Annotated in this window: 16 protein-coding genes; 7 read left to right on the top strand and 9 right to left on the bottom strand. The window is 59.8% G+C overall.

Annotated features, from left to right (window positions below; translation table 11 throughout):
- Positions 1 to 112: 112 nt before the first annotated feature.
- From ACSQ3I_RS03720 to ACSQ3I_RS03710, 3 genes are all read right to left on the bottom strand, one after another.
- Positions 113 to 2,494, bottom strand: coding sequence for a bifunctional diguanylate cyclase/phosphodiesterase (locus ACSQ3I_RS03720; protein ID WP_435996121.1), 2,382 nt, complete (start codon positions 2,492 to 2,494; stop codon positions 113 to 115).
- A 236-nt stretch (positions 2,495 to 2,730) separates the two neighbouring features.
- Entirely contained in the window at positions 2,731 to 4,512 is a 1,782-nt protein-coding gene (locus ACSQ3I_RS03715) for a methyl-accepting chemotaxis protein (RefSeq protein WP_435996120.1), read from the bottom strand.
- Between the two features lie 137 nt (positions 4,513 to 4,649).
- Entirely contained in the window at positions 4,650 to 4,886 is a 237-nt protein-coding gene (locus tag ACSQ3I_RS03710; RefSeq protein WP_435996119.1) for a hypothetical protein, read from the bottom strand.
- Positions 4,887 to 5,409: 523 nt separating this feature from the next.
- On the opposite strand from ACSQ3I_RS03710, the gene ACSQ3I_RS03705 reads away from it, so the two are divergent.
- The 3 genes from ACSQ3I_RS03705 to ACSQ3I_RS03695 all read left to right on the top strand — a co-directional run bounded on the left by ACSQ3I_RS03705 (position 5,410) and on the right by ACSQ3I_RS03695 (position 8,984).
- Positions 5,410 to 7,140, top strand: a complete 1,731-nt coding sequence (locus ACSQ3I_RS03705; protein ID WP_435996118.1) for an ATP-binding protein — start codon at positions 5,410 to 5,412, stop codon at positions 7,138 to 7,140.
- A complete protein-coding gene (locus ACSQ3I_RS03700; protein ID WP_435996285.1) occupies positions 7,137 to 7,784 on the top strand; it encodes a response regulator in 648 nt (215 codons plus the stop codon). Before ACSQ3I_RS03705 ends, ACSQ3I_RS03700 begins: the two co-directional genes overlap by 4 nt.
- 123 nt (positions 7,785 to 7,907) lie before the next feature.
- Positions 7,908 to 8,984 (top strand): PAS domain-containing protein, encoded by a 1,077-nt coding sequence (locus tag ACSQ3I_RS03695; RefSeq protein ID WP_435996117.1) that lies wholly within the window; start codon positions 7,908 to 7,910, stop codon positions 8,982 to 8,984.
- A 103-nt stretch (positions 8,985 to 9,087) separates the two neighbouring features.
- Here the strand turns inward: ACSQ3I_RS03695 and ACSQ3I_RS03690 are convergent, their stop codons facing one another.
- From ACSQ3I_RS03690 to ACSQ3I_RS03675, 4 genes are all read right to left on the bottom strand, one after another.
- The gene (locus ACSQ3I_RS03690; protein ID WP_435996116.1) at positions 9,088 to 9,594 is read right to left on the bottom strand and encodes a DoxX family protein; all 507 of its coding nucleotides are present in this window, start codon (positions 9,592 to 9,594) and stop codon (positions 9,088 to 9,090) included.
- Between the two features lie 4 nt (positions 9,595 to 9,598).
- Positions 9,599 to 10,357, bottom strand: a complete 759-nt coding sequence (locus ACSQ3I_RS03685; protein WP_435996115.1) for an HvfC/BufC family peptide modification chaperone — start codon at positions 10,355 to 10,357, stop codon at positions 9,599 to 9,601.
- A gap of 3 nt (positions 10,358 to 10,360) precedes the next feature.
- Positions 10,361 to 11,215, bottom strand: coding sequence for an MNIO family bufferin maturase (gene bufB, locus ACSQ3I_RS03680; RefSeq protein WP_435996114.1), 855 nt, complete (start codon positions 11,213 to 11,215; stop codon positions 10,361 to 10,363).
- A gap of 64 nt (positions 11,216 to 11,279) precedes the next feature.
- Positions 11,280 to 11,561 (bottom strand): BufA1 family periplasmic bufferin-type metallophore, encoded by a 282-nt coding sequence (locus tag ACSQ3I_RS03675; RefSeq protein WP_435996113.1) that lies wholly within the window; start codon positions 11,559 to 11,561, stop codon positions 11,280 to 11,282.
- A gap of 224 nt (positions 11,562 to 11,785) precedes the next feature.
- On the opposite strand from ACSQ3I_RS03675, the gene ACSQ3I_RS03670 reads away from it, so the two are divergent.
- From ACSQ3I_RS03670 to ACSQ3I_RS03655, 4 genes are all read left to right on the top strand, one after another.
- On the top strand, positions 11,786 to 12,340 hold the full coding sequence (locus tag ACSQ3I_RS03670; RefSeq protein ID WP_435996112.1) for a sigma-70 family RNA polymerase sigma factor: 555 nt from the start codon (positions 11,786 to 11,788) through the stop codon (positions 12,338 to 12,340).
- A gap of 1 nt (position 12,341) precedes the next feature.
- Positions 12,342 to 12,977 carry an NrsF family protein gene (locus tag ACSQ3I_RS03665; protein WP_435996111.1) on the top strand — a complete coding sequence of 212 codons (636 nt, stop codon included), beginning with the start codon at positions 12,342 to 12,344 and terminating at the stop codon, positions 12,975 to 12,977.
- Between the two features lie 152 nt (positions 12,978 to 13,129).
- On the top strand, positions 13,130 to 13,441 hold the full coding sequence (locus ACSQ3I_RS03660; protein WP_435996110.1) for a hypothetical protein: 312 nt from the start codon (positions 13,130 to 13,132) through the stop codon (positions 13,439 to 13,441).
- A 34-nt stretch (positions 13,442 to 13,475) separates the two neighbouring features.
- Complete coding sequence (locus tag ACSQ3I_RS03655) at positions 13,476 to 13,676, top strand: hypothetical protein (protein ID WP_435996109.1); 201 nt, start codon at positions 13,476 to 13,478, stop codon at positions 13,674 to 13,676.
- Positions 13,677 to 14,081: 405 nt separating this feature from the next.
- On the opposite strand, the gene ACSQ3I_RS03650 is transcribed toward ACSQ3I_RS03655, so the two are convergent.
- Both ACSQ3I_RS03650 and ACSQ3I_RS03645 read right to left on the bottom strand, forming a co-directional pair.
- Entirely contained in the window at positions 14,082 to 14,348 is a 267-nt protein-coding gene (locus ACSQ3I_RS03650) for a hypothetical protein (protein ID WP_435996108.1), read from the bottom strand.
- A 10-nt stretch (positions 14,349 to 14,358) separates the two neighbouring features.
- Positions 14,359 to 14,883, bottom strand: coding sequence for a hypothetical protein (locus ACSQ3I_RS03645; RefSeq protein WP_435996107.1), 525 nt, complete (start codon positions 14,881 to 14,883; stop codon positions 14,359 to 14,361).
- Between the last annotated feature and the right edge of the window lie 5 nt (positions 14,884 to 14,888).

The following is a 14,888-nucleotide window of genomic DNA, read 5'->3' as shown; positions in this document are numbered from 1 at the left end:
AGATGGTGCCGGGCATCCCTCCGGGCATATCGGGATAACACCCGGGCAGCCTTCCCTTGAACAGTTATGCGGGCGCCTTCGAAGCTTTCCAGTTCCACGGAGCAACACGAGATTATCTGCCTGTATTGTGTACGTGGGATATCTCGGGCTTTGTTCCGAGAAGCGCCGTCGCACTCGGTGCGTCGAGTGGCTGGCCGAGCAAGTATCCTTGCGCCGTCCCGCAGCCGCACGCGATCAGGCTCTCAAGTTGGTCTTCATTTTCAACACCCTCTCCGGTCGTCGCGATTGCCAGTGAGTTGGCCATCGCCGTGATGGCACGCACGACAGCTGCCGACGAGGCATCCGAATGCGTGGCGGCGATGAAGCTGCGGTCGATCTTGATCCGGTCCAGCTCAAAATCCCGCAGGTGCGCGAGGGAGGAATAGCCCGTCCCGAAGTCATCCATGGCGATCCTGACGCCGAGTGCCCGAAGGCTGGCGAGGGTGGCGGCAATCTGCCCGCTATTTTCCACCAAAGCCGTTTCGGTCAGCTCGATTTCGAGGCGCGAAGGAGGAATGCCATGCTTTTCCAGAGCCGTGGTGATCTGCCTTAGGATGTCCACCGAACGAAGCTGCACGGGCGACACATTGATGGAGACGTAGATGTGAGAAGGCCAAAGCGAGACTTGCCGGCAAGCTTCGTCGATGATCCAGGCACCAATCTTGACGATCGCTCCGCATTGTTCAGCCACCGGGATGAAGTCCACGGGAGAAACGGAGCCGCGCTCGGGATGATGCCAGCGCAATAGCGCCTCAAAACCGGAAAGCGTTCGGTTCGGCAAGGTATAGAGCGGCTGGTAATACAGTTCGAACTGTCTGGCCTCCAGAGCCATCGCCAGATCGGTTTCCATATGCCGGCGAAGCTCTGCTTCTTCGAGCATGCCTTCGCGATAGATTTCGACCCGACCGCGGCCGTTCTCCTTGGCCTTGTAGAGCGCAAGGTCGGCCATTCTCTGGGCGAGAACAGGGTCGCCACCGTGTCCCACCATCGCCAGACCGATGCTCCCGCCAATCGAAATCGTGTGTGGCCCTACCTGGAAGGAGCGGCCAAGGGCGTCCACCATTTCCACCGCCAGCCTGACGGCATGCTCCTGTTCCAACGTCGAAATGACCGCCAACTCGTCACCCCCCAGCCGGAACAGCAGGTCGGAAGCCCCGCAGAGAGCACCCAGTCGGCCGGCAACCGCGATCAGCAACTCGTCACCAACGTTGTGACCAAGCGTATCGTTGACCGCTTTGAAGCGGTCGAGATCCAGCATGATCATCGCGAAAGGACCCTCGCTCATCAGTCCGGCAACATGTTCCGCAAAACTACGCCGGTTCGGAAGACCGGTGAGTGCGTCGTGGAACGCCATATGGGTGACCTTTTTTTGCCCTTCGCGTGTCTCCGTCACATCGTCATATGTCAGGATCGCCCCACCATCCTGCATGGGCTGGCATGAGATGCTGAGTATTTTTCCATCGTCGAAATGATGCTCGACGCGCGTGACGGCAACCTGCGCCATCCAGGCATAGTGGTTTTCAATGACACGCTGCGTTCTGGTATCGTCCCATCCCGCAATGGCGCCAACATGTCGAAGGAACTGGCCAAGCGTCATCCCCACGCTCAATTGGCCGACCTCGAGGCGAAGCAGTTCCAGCACCCGGTGATTGAACAGACGTATCGTCCCGTTGCCGGCCACCATGATCAGCCCGTTCGACATATTGGCCAAGGCATCGGTGGCCTCTTCACGGGCGTGATTGTCGATGAGATGGCTGGCAATGCCGGAACCGACAACGATCAGGGCGACACCGGCGACGGCAAGCGCCAAGGCCCGCAACGCGCCGGGATTGGAGAAACTGCCGTCGATCAGCAATGGATCGACTTTGAACGCCGTCATACCGGTGAAATGGAGGCTGACGATCGCAAGAACCAGAACGCCCGCTGAGACGCACCTGTTCACCAGGGTATCTCCACGCGCGGCCAGATGCAGAGCCACCGCCGAAAGCACGGAGGCAAGCGCAATCGAAGCAACGAGATGGGGTTGTTCCCAGCTGACAAGCCCCTGCACGCGGTAGGCTATCATCCCGCTATAGTGCATGGCGGAGATCGCAAGGCCAACCAGACTGCCGCCGATCGCGGGCGCCAACCGGGTAGACCTCACGGCGGCGACGGCGAAGCCGACTGTGGCACCGGCGATGGCGATAAGCAACGAGATGATCGTCAGGACGGGATCGAAGCTGACGGGGACGCCGGGATTGTAGCCCAGCATTGCGATGAAATGCGTGCACCAGATGGCCGCACCGGCCACGACCGACGTCAGAAACAGCCATGCCACTTTTTCAGTGGCGGTTGTGGCGACAATCCGCATGAACAAGCGGACCGTTGCCCAAGCTCCGGCGATACAAACGGCCAGGGCGACGATGACAAGCTCGGCATCGTGGCTATCCGTTATACATGTCAGCACTCGAAACATCTCAGTCGATTCTCCGGCAGTCTCTAAAAATGCGCAGAAGGCATCAGGCCCGATGGTCGGCCGGTTGAATTCCTGTTTCCATCGGGGCCCGTCGTTTCAGCCAAGCCGCAGGCGTTGTCGTGCGGGGTGGCTCCGGCTCAGCCAAGGCAACCGCCACCCCAGGTCGATCGGTCGTCCGGAAGGCTGGCGCCGGGACCGGGGACAAGAACCCGCCGCCACGCCTTCCGGACGCCCTGTCACGCCGGAACTCTTGCCATTCCCCGATCGCCCTGGCTGTGGCGTGCGTACCGCCGGGCGCCTGCAAGGCCCGAACGCTCGGGCCAAGAACCCGTGGACGCATGCAACTGGCCGGTCCGGTTGTGTGACGTGTGGCCGGCGAGCTTGAACTGGCTGAGCAACTGGAACAGCGCCTCGGCTTCGGTTGCGAGATTGCTGCTGGCGGCCGTCGATTGTTCGACCATGGCCGCGTTCTGCTGTGTGCCCTGGTCCATGGTGTTCATCGAAATATTGATTTCCCTCAGGCCGATGGCCTGCTCCTTCGAAACATCGACGATGGCAGCGACATTGGTGTTGACGTCCTGCACCTGCTGGACAATTCGCTGCAGAGCCTCACCCGTCTCGCCGACCAAACTGACGCCGTTTTTGACCTGCTCGGCTGACGTGTTGATCAACCCTTTGATTTCCTTGGCGGCTTTTGCGGATCGCTGCGCCAGTTCACGAACTTCCTGCGCCACGACGGCAAATCCCTTGCCGGCTTCGCCGGCGCGTGCGGCCTCGACGCCGGCGTTGAGAGCCAGGAGATTCGTCTGGAACGCGATGTCGTCGATGACGCCGATGATCTTCGAGATCTCGTTTGAGGAGGTCTCGATCTGCCCCATGGCAACGATCGCCATACGAACGACGTCGCCGGAGGCCTGCGCATTGTCGCGCGTGTCGTTGACAAGCTTGCCGGCGTCTTCGGCACGCCGGCTGGAATCGGCGACCGTCGTTGTGATCTGCTCAAGCGCAGCCGCCGTTTCCTCGATGGAGGCCGCCTGTTGCTCGGTTCGTTTCGACAAATCGACGGCGGCGGCACGGATCTGGCTCGAGCCTGCGGCGATCGCCTGGGCGTTTTCGCCGACGGTACGCATCGCGTCTGCCAGCTTTGCAACGGCCAGATTGAAATCTATGCGAAGCCGCTCGAGCGATGGAATGAACGGGTTCTCGAGCGCCAGCGTCAGGTCCCCCTCGGCAAGCTTGCCAAGCGAGCCGGCAAGCGTCTCGACGTTTTCCACGCGACCGGTAATATCCGTTGCGAATTTGACGACCTTGAACACGCGGCCATCCATGTCGAGGATCGGATTGTAGGACGCCTGTATCCAAACCCTCTTTCCGCCCTTGCCAAAGCGCAGGAATTCTTCGGCAACGAACTCACCGTTCCGCAGGCGCTCCCAGAATTCCCGGTACTCGGCGCTTCGCGCATAATCCGGCTCGCAAAACATGGCATGGTGACGGCCCTCAATCTCTGAAAGCTGGTAGCCGAGGGTGGCTAGAAAATTCTGATTGGCCGTCAGGATGTCACCCGCCGGGGTGAATTCAATCACGGCCTGCGCGCGCGACAAGGCATCAAGCTTGCCGGCATCTTCGGCACCCTTGAGCTTCTGTGCGGTGATATCGGTCGCGAATTTGACGACCTTGTACGGCTTGCCGTTCCGCAGGACCGGGTTGTAGGAGGCTTCGATCCAGATTTCCCTGCCGCCCTTGCCGATCCGACGATACTGGCGCCGATCAAGCTCGCCCTCCCCCAGACGCTTCCAGAAGTCACGATATTCGGCTGAATTCGCCTCAGCCGGATCGACAAACATCCGGTGGTGCTGGCCGACGATCTCACTGGCTTCATATCCGACGGCCCGACAGAAATTTTCGTTCGCGCTGAGTATCCGGCCTTCCACCGTGAACTCGATAATGGCCTGCGACTTGCTCATGGCCTGCAGAACGGCGTCGGCATCCGAACGCCGCGCGAAACTGGGTAATCTCATCATATCCTCCGAAATATAAATGTTTTTAGTCAATTCATGTGCGTCATCGATCCGCGCCATGTGAGGGGCGCGGGTGCAAGGTCGAGATGTGGATTGCCGCTTGTTGCGGCTATGGCCAAACGCAAGGAAGGCCTGGATCAATCCTGGATGTTCACGCCCGGCCGGGATTGTTTCAGCAAGGCCTCCAGCCGCCGAAGCTCCGTGAGGAGATCTTCAAGCGCCACCTTCATCTCGGCCATCGGCTCAAGAGGTGACGGAGAAAATCTGGTTTGTGTGCCGCTGGATGCGCGGAATGCAATTCTGAAGCGCGTCTGGGATAGCGATTGAGCTGGAATCGTCACGGTTGATTGCCTTCTCTGAAAAAATTGCCTCATCGGAAACCCCTCCCCTAGATAAAAACTCCCGACACACAGAATTACCGGAGAATACTCAGGGTTTAACAATGATGCAATTTTCTATCTACGTAATATATTCACTCGAATTGACCGTCTCATCGTAATTGACAACAGTCATATATTCGACAAAAGAAAAGTAGTCAAAATTAGTTGACGGCGATGAAATAAACACAGCGAATTCCACCTGACATTCCGAAGGAAAGCGAAATTTTTACTCAAAATCCCATCCCGACTTGCGAGCACGAGTGGAAAATGCGTAATTTCTTATATTTGAAGAAATCGAATCAGCAGGGCGTCAGCCAACATTTCAAATGGATCAAAAAACAATTCAGCCAGCCCGCAGCGAACGTTTCAACGCCAGAGCAATGCACATCGCCCAATGTCGCCGTGCGCGGGGATATTGGGCATCCTGGAGCCGCCCACTTTTCGCCTCGCAGATGAACCCGGAATATATTTCAGTATTCAGAGATATTACTGTTCGCGTGCGACACAGGGCCGGGGCATGAATTCAATTCGGACAACAATCGCTGCACTTTGGCAATCCTGGCGGTCATTCCCGGCTTTGATCCTGGGGCTCAGTATTGCCGCCCTGCTTTCATACGAGTTGGTGCGGAGTTACTTGCAGGCCCGTGAGGATGCCGAACGCCGCGTCCATAACCTTGCCTATTTGATGTCGGAACAGTTCACCAGAACGGTACAGAATGTCGATATCGACCTCGAGAACATAGCAAGCGAGCTTGAGAACAATCCTGCGATGCCGAAAAACGATCCGGATTTTCGTGCACGACTCCAGAGACTGTCCCTCGTTCCTTTTGTGAACTCGATCTTCATCGTCGGACCTGATGGCGATGTGATACACGATACAGATTACCCGAGAAAACTAAATATCAATCTGTCCGACCGGGAATACTTCACGGACCACAGGAATAGTCCGTCGCTTGGCCTGCACATCAGCGGACCCATGAAGAGCCGACCGCGGGGCATCGTGTTTTTCAGTTTAAGCAGGCGACTCCAAACGAAGGACGGCAGTTTCGCCGGCGTTGTCGTTGCAGCGGTCGAGCCGCTTTACTTCGAAAGCCTGTACAAGAGGCTCTGGCTGGGTGCGGGGACAGTCGCGCTGTTGCTTGAAAATGGAACGATGCTTGCCCAATCCCCCTCGCCGGGAGCCGATAAAGCAGCAGGCGAACCCGCCGGCGATATCGAGACCTTTCGCACCTTGCTTACCCGGAAAGGCCGGAATGTCACCTGGATCAACGGTCCCATCGATGGAGACGTGCGTGTCGTCGCATACCAGCGGCTTGAGAGCGCGCCGATCGTTCTCTTCGTGACGCTCAGTGGCGCCGACGTCCTGCGGCCCTGGCGATCCCACGCGATTGCGAGCGTCGTTGGTGCGTCCATATTGCTCGTTCTGCTGGTTCTTCTCGAATATTTGTCGATCCGCAGCCGCCGGCGCGAGAAGGCGGCACGGCTGCGTCTTGAGAAAACACAGAAAATGGAGGCGATCGGCCGGTTCGCCAGCAGCATTGCCCATGATTGCGGTAACCTCATGCGGGTCATTCGCTCGGCGACCGTGGTCCTGAAGCCCCTCGTTGCCGACCGGCAGGAAGCGGTCAAGCTTCTCGGCGAGGTGGATGCGACGCTCGATGCCGGCCGGGCATTGGTCAACCGGCTGCTGAGTTATGCCCGCAATTCAGAAGCCCGCCTCGACGTTGCAAGCCCGTATGCCCTTATCGAAGAGGTTCTGCCGATCGCCCGGCAGGCCGCGGGGCCGGGCATAGAGGTCACCGTGGGTCCCGATGGCCAGACAGCACAGTGCCGGATTGACAAGACGCAATTTCAGGCGGCGATCATAAATGTCGTGCTGAATGCCCGCGACGCCATGCCGTTTGGCGGAACGATCACGATCGAGGTCCGGTCGGTCGAGGACGACAATGTGATGGGTGTCCCCGGCTGGGTCGACATCAACATCCAGGACAATGGCGTCGGCATGAGCGAAGAGGTCCGGCGCCAGGCCACGGATCCTTTTTTCACCATGGAGGAAGAGGGAACAGGAAACGGCATGGGCCTGAGCCAGGTGCAGGAATTTGCCCTGCAGTGCAGCGGGCGTGTCGATGTCTTCAGTCGGCCGGATCACGGGACGACCGTCCGAATCCGGCTACCGTCCGAAGTCCGTGCCGCGCAGGCCGAGGGTACGGACACCGCACCGGGAGATGTTGTCCTTTGGCTGATGTGACGGACAGCGGCGGAGGCCGCACACGGGACGTCCTGATTGCCGACGATCACCCCCTCATCCGGGCGGGAATCAAAGCAACGCTTGCCGGTCGTCCGGAATGGCGCGTCTGCGCGGAGACAGAGACCGGGGAAGCCGCCATCCGGCTGGCGCAGGAGCTTAAACCCGACCTCATCGTGGTCGACTACGCGCTTCCCATTGCCAACGGGGTGGAGGTGGCGCGTCAGCTTTGCCAGGACATGCCCGGGATCGGCGTTCTGGTCTACACCATGCATGTCGATGAGCGCGTGCTCATGGCCGCCATCCGGGCGGGAGCACGCGGATATGTGCTGAAGTCGGAAGATGACGCCACCTTGCTTGCGGCGATGCGGGAGGTTGCGACAGGAGGAACCTACATCTCCGAGGGTATCTCAAGCCGTCAGCCGGCCCGCCTGACGGACGCGACGATTTCCGCGCTGACGGTGCGGGAAACGGAGGTCATCCGACTGGTTGCCATGGGGGAAACGAACAAGGGCATCGCCGCCAAGCTGAATGTCAGCATCAAAACCGTCGACACGCACCGGACTGCCGCGATGCGCAAGCTTGACCTCCATTCGGCAATCGATGTGGCGCTTTTTGCGATCAGGAGCGGGATGATCAATCCTTAAGCCCCCTTATCTTTAAATATGCATACCCTGTTGTCCTGCAAATACAACAGACCCAGCCATCTTCGGCGATAAAGCGCCGGCCTCAGGTGTTCACCTGATAGCGGCCGATTCTCGAGAATGCTAATGTTCCAAATCGAGGCAATTGGGGGATGCCGGCACGATCGACAGGTGCTGCGCAAAGCCCGTCTATCGAGTTTGGGCATGCAGCATAAACAATTGAATTACATATCGTCCCGCAGCTACATCGATATCGCAGAACGGTTCGCCGACATTGGTTTCTGGAATGTTGATATGTCGACCGGAGAGGTGCGAGGTACGACCGGATTTTTCAGGATCCTCGGCCTGCCCCAGGGAGAACCGTTCAATCTTTATCAGTGGACGGAAATGCTCGCTCCTGAAGACAAAGAAGAATTCCGCTCCCTCTATTCCGTTTCCACGATGGGGGTATCGGTGTCGCGCGAGGTGCGGCTGCTTGAGGCGTCCCGTCCCGCACGCTGGATTCGCATCGCGATCCAGGAGGCCGGCAGCGGCGATTACACAGCCGGTATCGTCCAGAACATTACCAAGGAGCGCGTGTCGAAGGCCACGCTTTATCGGGAGCGCGCGCGCCTGGACGCATTCATCACCATGTTGGGCGGTTTGTTCTGGGCACATGACGTGAACGGCATACTGGCAGACCTCCGCGGCGGCGAGAGGATCATTGGCCTGGACAAGCTGCAAATCGGCAATCGGGGTTGGCTGGAAGCCGTACACCCCGACGACCGCATGCCGACTGCACATCTTTGGTCGATCGGATTGCGCGACAGTGTCGCAAGCGAATTGCCTTGCCGGATGCTTTATGCGGATGAGGTCTACAGGCAGGTCGTGGTGCGCATGACTCCGGTTCGCCAGGAAAACGGCACTCTGATCGAGTGGCTTGGCCTCATAGAAGAGACATGGCGACGGGATGCTCAGGCGCTCCTCCCCGATGGCGCCGCGCCACTTTTGCCGCAACAACTGCGTGCAGCCCGCGTGCTGCTTGGCTGGTCGGTCGAAGATCTTGCGCGCGAGGCCGGCGTTTCGAAGGCGACGGTGAGACGGTATGAAACGACGGGGGAACACACGAAGGAAGCAACGGTCGCGACGCTGGTCGCGGCCTTCAAAAGACATGGCCTCGTCATGACGGGTTCGCCCGTCAGCCTCAGCCTCCAGTGTGGCTGACCCCCTTCGGCGAGGCGAGGCTGGAGCGGCGATCCAGGCCACCGCTCCGAAACCGGCCTCCAATCGCCGGAGGCGGCCGCATTCTCGATGAAGCGCCTTGCCCTCAGCGCGCCATATGGCCGGTCTGATACATGTGCCGACTACCCGATTTTCGGGCGATGAGGGCATCGATCGACAACAATCCAGGCCCACGCGCGGCGATGATAAGCAGGCAAACGGCCCATGTCCCGTGCGTTGGCCAGGCATCCGGATAGACAAAGATTTCGATCACCATCGTCATCGCCAGCAGCGCCAGCGCGGAGAGCCGGCTGGCAAGGCCGATCACCAGCAGAAACGGGAAGATGTGCTCGGCAAAGGCGGCAAGGTGTGCGGCAAGCCACGGATCGATGAGTGGCAGCCTGTACTCGGTTTCAAAGAGATACACGGCGCTGTCAGAAACCGACCAGCCTTCCAGTTTGGTCTGGCCGGATCGCCAGAAGACGGCGGCTATGGAAAACCGTGCAATCAGGGCGATCAGGTCGTTCGGAATGTGGTTGAGCGTCCGTGTCGCCTGTTCGAGAAGGCGGTGCGGAAGCGTCGGGGAAAGATCCGGCGTGGTCGTGATCTTCATCGGGTTACTCCTTCCTGAGAGCAGTGAAGGCTCCGGCCTGGAGCAGGATTGCGAGATTGCTGGAAAGATCGAAATCGGCATCGTCCGCCGCCGCCGCACCGGCGGCTTCCGCCAATGTGAGGCCTTGCGCCAGATGCCGGAAAAAGAGTGCGCCGGCCGACAGCAGCGGCACGACCTCGACGATCATGCGCGGCCGAACGACCAAGGCGTGTTCACCGCAACAATCCGCAATCGGCGCAACCGGGCGCTTACCCGCATTCATCGTCCAGATCGTCACCGCCGGATGGGACGAGGAAACGATCGAGAGCGCGGGATGGGGTAGGAGGACAATGTTTGCCAGACGATCGGGTTCGATCCTCGCGAGGATCTTTGGGTCGAGAGGTGCGGCGTCGGCCGCATGATAGGCTCGTGTCCGTGCTGCCTCGAGGCGCATGACATCCGCGAGATAAGCCACCTCCAGCGCCGGTTGGAAGGTTGAAGCGAAATCCGGGAAATCATCGCCATAGGCCAGAAGCAGCGGAGAGCGCGGCGGCTGGAGGTGAATGTAGGCCTCGGCCATGGCCTGGAAGAATTCGGCCCCGACGATCCGCTCGGCTGCGGGAAACCGGGCGGCAAGAGCGGCCGTCAGACCGGCCGACACGTTGTTGCAATAGACGCCGTAGCGACGGCCCGGATGGGACGAATTCCACGCCACGACATCGGCCGGAGGCGGTGCGGCCGTCAGGAGGCCGGCTGCAAAGGCACACTGCGTCACTTCCGACATGGCTCAGGCCGCCCTCATCCGTGCCGCCGTATCGAGCATGCGTTGCGCCGCCGCGGCCTCTTTGCGCAGCACCGGCCAGGCGGGGACATCGTTGTCCCACTCGATAAGGCTTGCGACTGGCCCGATTTGGCCGAGAACCTTCTCGTAGAGCGCCCAGACAGGGTCTTTCACCGGCGTGTCATGACTGTCGATGAGGAGGGGAGCGCCGAGATCGTCCACCGTTTCGGAATGGCCGCTAAGGTGGATTTCACGCACGGCCTCCAGCGGGAAGCGGCTGATGTAAGCGTCAGGGTCGAGATTGTGGTTCGTGGCAGCGACGAAGACATTGTTGACATCCAGAAGAAGGCCGCAGCCGGTGCGTCGGACGATCTCGGCGAGAAAGGCGGTCTCCTCGATCGTGCTCTCCTCGAAGAGCAGGTAGGTGGCGGGGTTTTCAAGCAGCATCTGCCTGCCAAGCGTCGCCTGCACCTCGTCGACGTGATCGGCAACGCGGGCGAGCGTTTCTTCCGTGTAGGGCAGCGGCAGCAGGTCGTTGAGGAAAACACCGTCATGGGTCGACCAGGCAAGATGCTCGGAAAAGCTCTCCGGCTGGTAACGATCGCACAAGGCTTTCAGCCGGGCGAGATGATCGCCGTCGAGTGGCTGCATGGAGCCGATGGACAGGCCGACCCCATGAACGGAGAGCGCATAGTCCTCGCGCAGCTTGCGGAGCTGTGCGTGTGGCGGACCGCCGGCACCCATGTAGTTTTCCGCATGGATCTCCAGGAAGCCAACGGGTTGTGGTTCAACAAGCATAGCGGAGAAATGTTCGGGCTTGAAACCGACGCCGGCTCGATGTGGAAGAGCGGAAGAAAGCATGACAGACCTTTCTCGAAAAGAGGCGACGGCGCCGGGCCGGCGCCGTCCGTGGAGCGGGATGGCGTCAGGCCGGCGCGGGGCCTTGCTCCAGCATGCCATGTCCATCGGGGGTCTTCATCGACACGCAGGTGCCCGTTGGAACCAGCTTGAAAGCGTTCTTCTGGTAGTCGATCTTCGACGTGCCGGCACAAGTCGTGCCGGCGCCGGCAGCGCAGTCGTTCTGGCCCTTCATCGCGATGCCGTAGCACTTCTCCTTGGCGTCATCGGCGGCAGCGGGTGTGGCTATGGCGGCAAGCGCGGAAGCGAGCGAACCGGCAAGGGCAAGGGTGGCGATCGTGGTCTTCATTCTCTGTCTCCGTTTTGAGCCAGCCGCGATTGGCTGTGCAGGAACGGCTACGGAGAAGAAGGCGCGGTTTGTTACAGGGTGCCGGTCGATTTTTTCCGGGCTCCGCTGCCGCATGTCCGGGAAAACGAGAAAAAAGCATTTTCGATCATTGGCTTAGACATGTTCAGAAATTCTTGTCGTGGGCGTGGTAACAAAATCGTGTCTCCCTGCGTAGGTAAGCAACAGTGAAGCAGTCGATACGCGAAGAGGAATGGGCAGCATGGATGCGCCTCGCCATGAAGGGGGATGCGCAGGCCTATAACCGTTTCCTCGTTTCGGTGACGCCGCATTTGCGCGCCATGGCGCGGCGACGCTGCGACCAGTATAGCGCCCCGGCAAGCGAGGCGGAGGATGTGGTGCAGGAAGTGTTGCTTGCCATCCATCTCAAGCGCGGCACCTGGGATCCGGCAAGGCCGCTCGGCCCCTGGCTGACGACGATCGTGCGCAACAAGCTGGTCGACAGCCTGCGTCGGCGTGGCCGGCACGGCAGCGTTCCGCTTGAGGATGTCGCCGACTTTCTGGAGGCGGAGGATGAAACGCACGAGGCCGCCGATCGGCTCGACACGGAAACAATGCTGGCGCGGCTAAAGAACCCGCAGCGCGATATCGTCCGCTCGATCTCGATTGAGGGAGCAGGTATTCGCGAAACGGCGGCGCGGCTGAAGATGACCGAGGTCGCGGTCCGTGTCGCCCTTCACCGGGCGCTGAAATCGCTGGCCTCCCTCTACCGGAGCGAATGATATGAAGACGGACGAACTTATCACCCTGATGACCCAAGATGCGCCCCGCGGCATGCGCTATGGCCGCGCGCTTGCGCTTGCGCTTGGCGCGGGCGTCGTTGTCTCGGCCATCCTGCTTCTGTCGACGGTCGGATTGAGGCACAACTTGGCAAGTGTTTTCGATACCGCGCGGGTGCTTTTCAAGGTTGCCATTACAATTGCCTTCGCCGCTCTCGCCGCGCGGCTTGTGATGCGCATCGGCCGGCCGGGGAAGGAACTGCGTCGCCCGGCGCTTCTGCTTGTGGTTCCTGCGGCGCTGGTCGCCGTCGCAGTCATCGCGGAACTCTTTACGCTGCCGGCCGATGCCTGGCGGGCAAGCCTCGTCGGCCGGAATGCCCTCTTCTGCCTGTTCTTCGTGCCAGTCCTGTCGATCGCGCCTTTCGCAGGCCTTTTCTGGGCCTTGAAGCAGGGCGCGCCGCAAAGTCCTTCGGCTGCCGGTGCCGCAGTCGGGTTTGCCGCGGGAACCATTGCGGCAGCAATATATGCCTGGCATTGCCCTGACGACAGCCCGCTGTTTCTCGCCACGTGGTATACGGTCGCAATTGCCGGGATAACGATTGCAGGCACTGTTCTCGGACGACATCTTCTACGCTGGTAGCCGCCATCTCTCATGCCAAAATCTCGTCATCAAGGACTGGTGCTTTTGCCGTGTGACCTGACACGTGCCTCTACGGCCGACAGTTCCTGAACCTTCGAATGCCGGCCAAAAGTCGGAGACTTGGCGCAGATACTACAATGAGGAAAGTCCTCATGCCGCAATGGGGAACAATACAGCTCCTCATTGATCAGACCCCATTCATCCATTCTCTGCGTCCGATGGACATGATGCGCCACGGCTGGCTTACGCCAGGCATCGCAGCAATGATCGACGACGAACGTCGGAACGTCGGACTGATGCATCGACGTCGTCGCGGTATGGCGCAAGGAATGGAAATCGAGGTTCTTGCGATAAACGCCGATGGCCTTCCGGTCGTGAGTGAACCACTTGGCAAAGCCGTGACCGAGCTTGTCGTCCGCTCCGCCCGGGTTCAGGGCCGGAAACACCGACTGCAAGCGTTTTGATGTAGATGAGGAAGCCCATGCGCATGAGATCGCTGTGGATCGGGACACCCCGAATGGCGTCCTTGTTCTTCAACTGGCGCGGCGGGCGGTCGTTGATATCGAAGAAGGAAATGTCGTTTTCCTCCCGGATATCATCGGTGCGAAGCTCGCAGATTTCTTCCAGCCTCATGCCGTGGAACAGGATGATGAGCGGCATCCAGAATTTATCGTCCCGATGATTTGCGCCCCTGCCTGAGAACGGCGGCCTGCAGACGAGCACCCCGACCAGACGGGAGAGCCGAACAGAACCGTGAGTTCCGTATCGGTCCACTGGTCCCGCTCATCGACAGCCCGTTTCAGCCTGTCGCGCAAATCGGCGGGAACGACTCTTCGGAAATGAAACATGCGTCCGCGCAGGACGATATTGGACGGAATTGCCAAGCTGCTTCGCTCGCCTTTGTAGCAAAGCGCTTCATCCCGCCGGAGGTGGCGCGATGTTTGCAAATTATTTCAATGAGTTAGGAGAAAATTGGCTGGGGAACCTGGACCCTGCACGGCCAGCTTTTCAGCCCGAAAACCTCAATGAAATCAGCACATCGCGATAGGAAATGGTTTGAGAATTGTAGCAGTCGATTGGATCGCTGCAAGAGGCTCTGCGCTGCTATCCCAAAGGTCGTGCTCCCTTGTCGTAAAGATAGACGGTGACGGCGAAAGGCCAGTCTCGCTCGGCTTTCAGCAGGGCCTCGCGCACCGTCGTGTCGACCGAATCCAGCACATGGAAATAGGCAGGATCGGCCTCCGCCTCCTCCAGCACGAACCAGGGACGCCCGTTCGGACGTCTGGCATTGTCATGGGCGGAGGGTTCGAAGACGGCATCGCATTCGGGGGTGCTGCGGTCTGTTCGGTGATCGATGATGTTGCCGAGCATGAAGGCTGACCTACTGGAGCGGAACGGGTGAAAGATCGGAAACAATCGTCAGGATAAACTGGACGATCTCCTCGTCCGACACCGTGACCCGATTATAGGCCATGCTCTCGATTCCGGCAGCAGGACCATTGAAGACACCGATAACCCTGCCGTCCTTGACGGGACCGTCCAGCACCACGAACTGGATGGCATATTCTTCGTTTCGGCGCGTCAACGCATCGTTGCCGCTGGCGCGCATGACGAAGGTATCGACGTCGACCACCTCCCACACAATCTCGTAGTTGAGCCCCTGCAAGTAGTTCGTAAGCTGGCCGAGCGTTATCTGCGCGCTGACGAACGGCCGCGCAGCGGCGACTTGTCGGCTGAACATATCCTGCGTCGGTTGGCCGCCTGGCAGCAGGCGGGACATTCTGGCCTGCGCAATGCGCGTTGCAGTGTCGGGGCCGAAGATGGCCTTGTATCCGGAAACACCAACAGCAACGACCGCGGCGACGAGCAAAGCCCCACGCCAGGACTGAAAAAACTGAGCGTTCATGGAAA

It is taken from the genome of Rhizobium sp. LjRoot30, from assembly GCF_964253915.1.
Taxonomy (GTDB): domain Bacteria; phylum Pseudomonadota; class Alphaproteobacteria; order Rhizobiales; family Rhizobiaceae; genus Metarhizobium.
The sequence above is the reverse complement of the archived record's forward strand: the minus strand, read 5'-3'. Positions and strand labels throughout refer to the sequence as shown.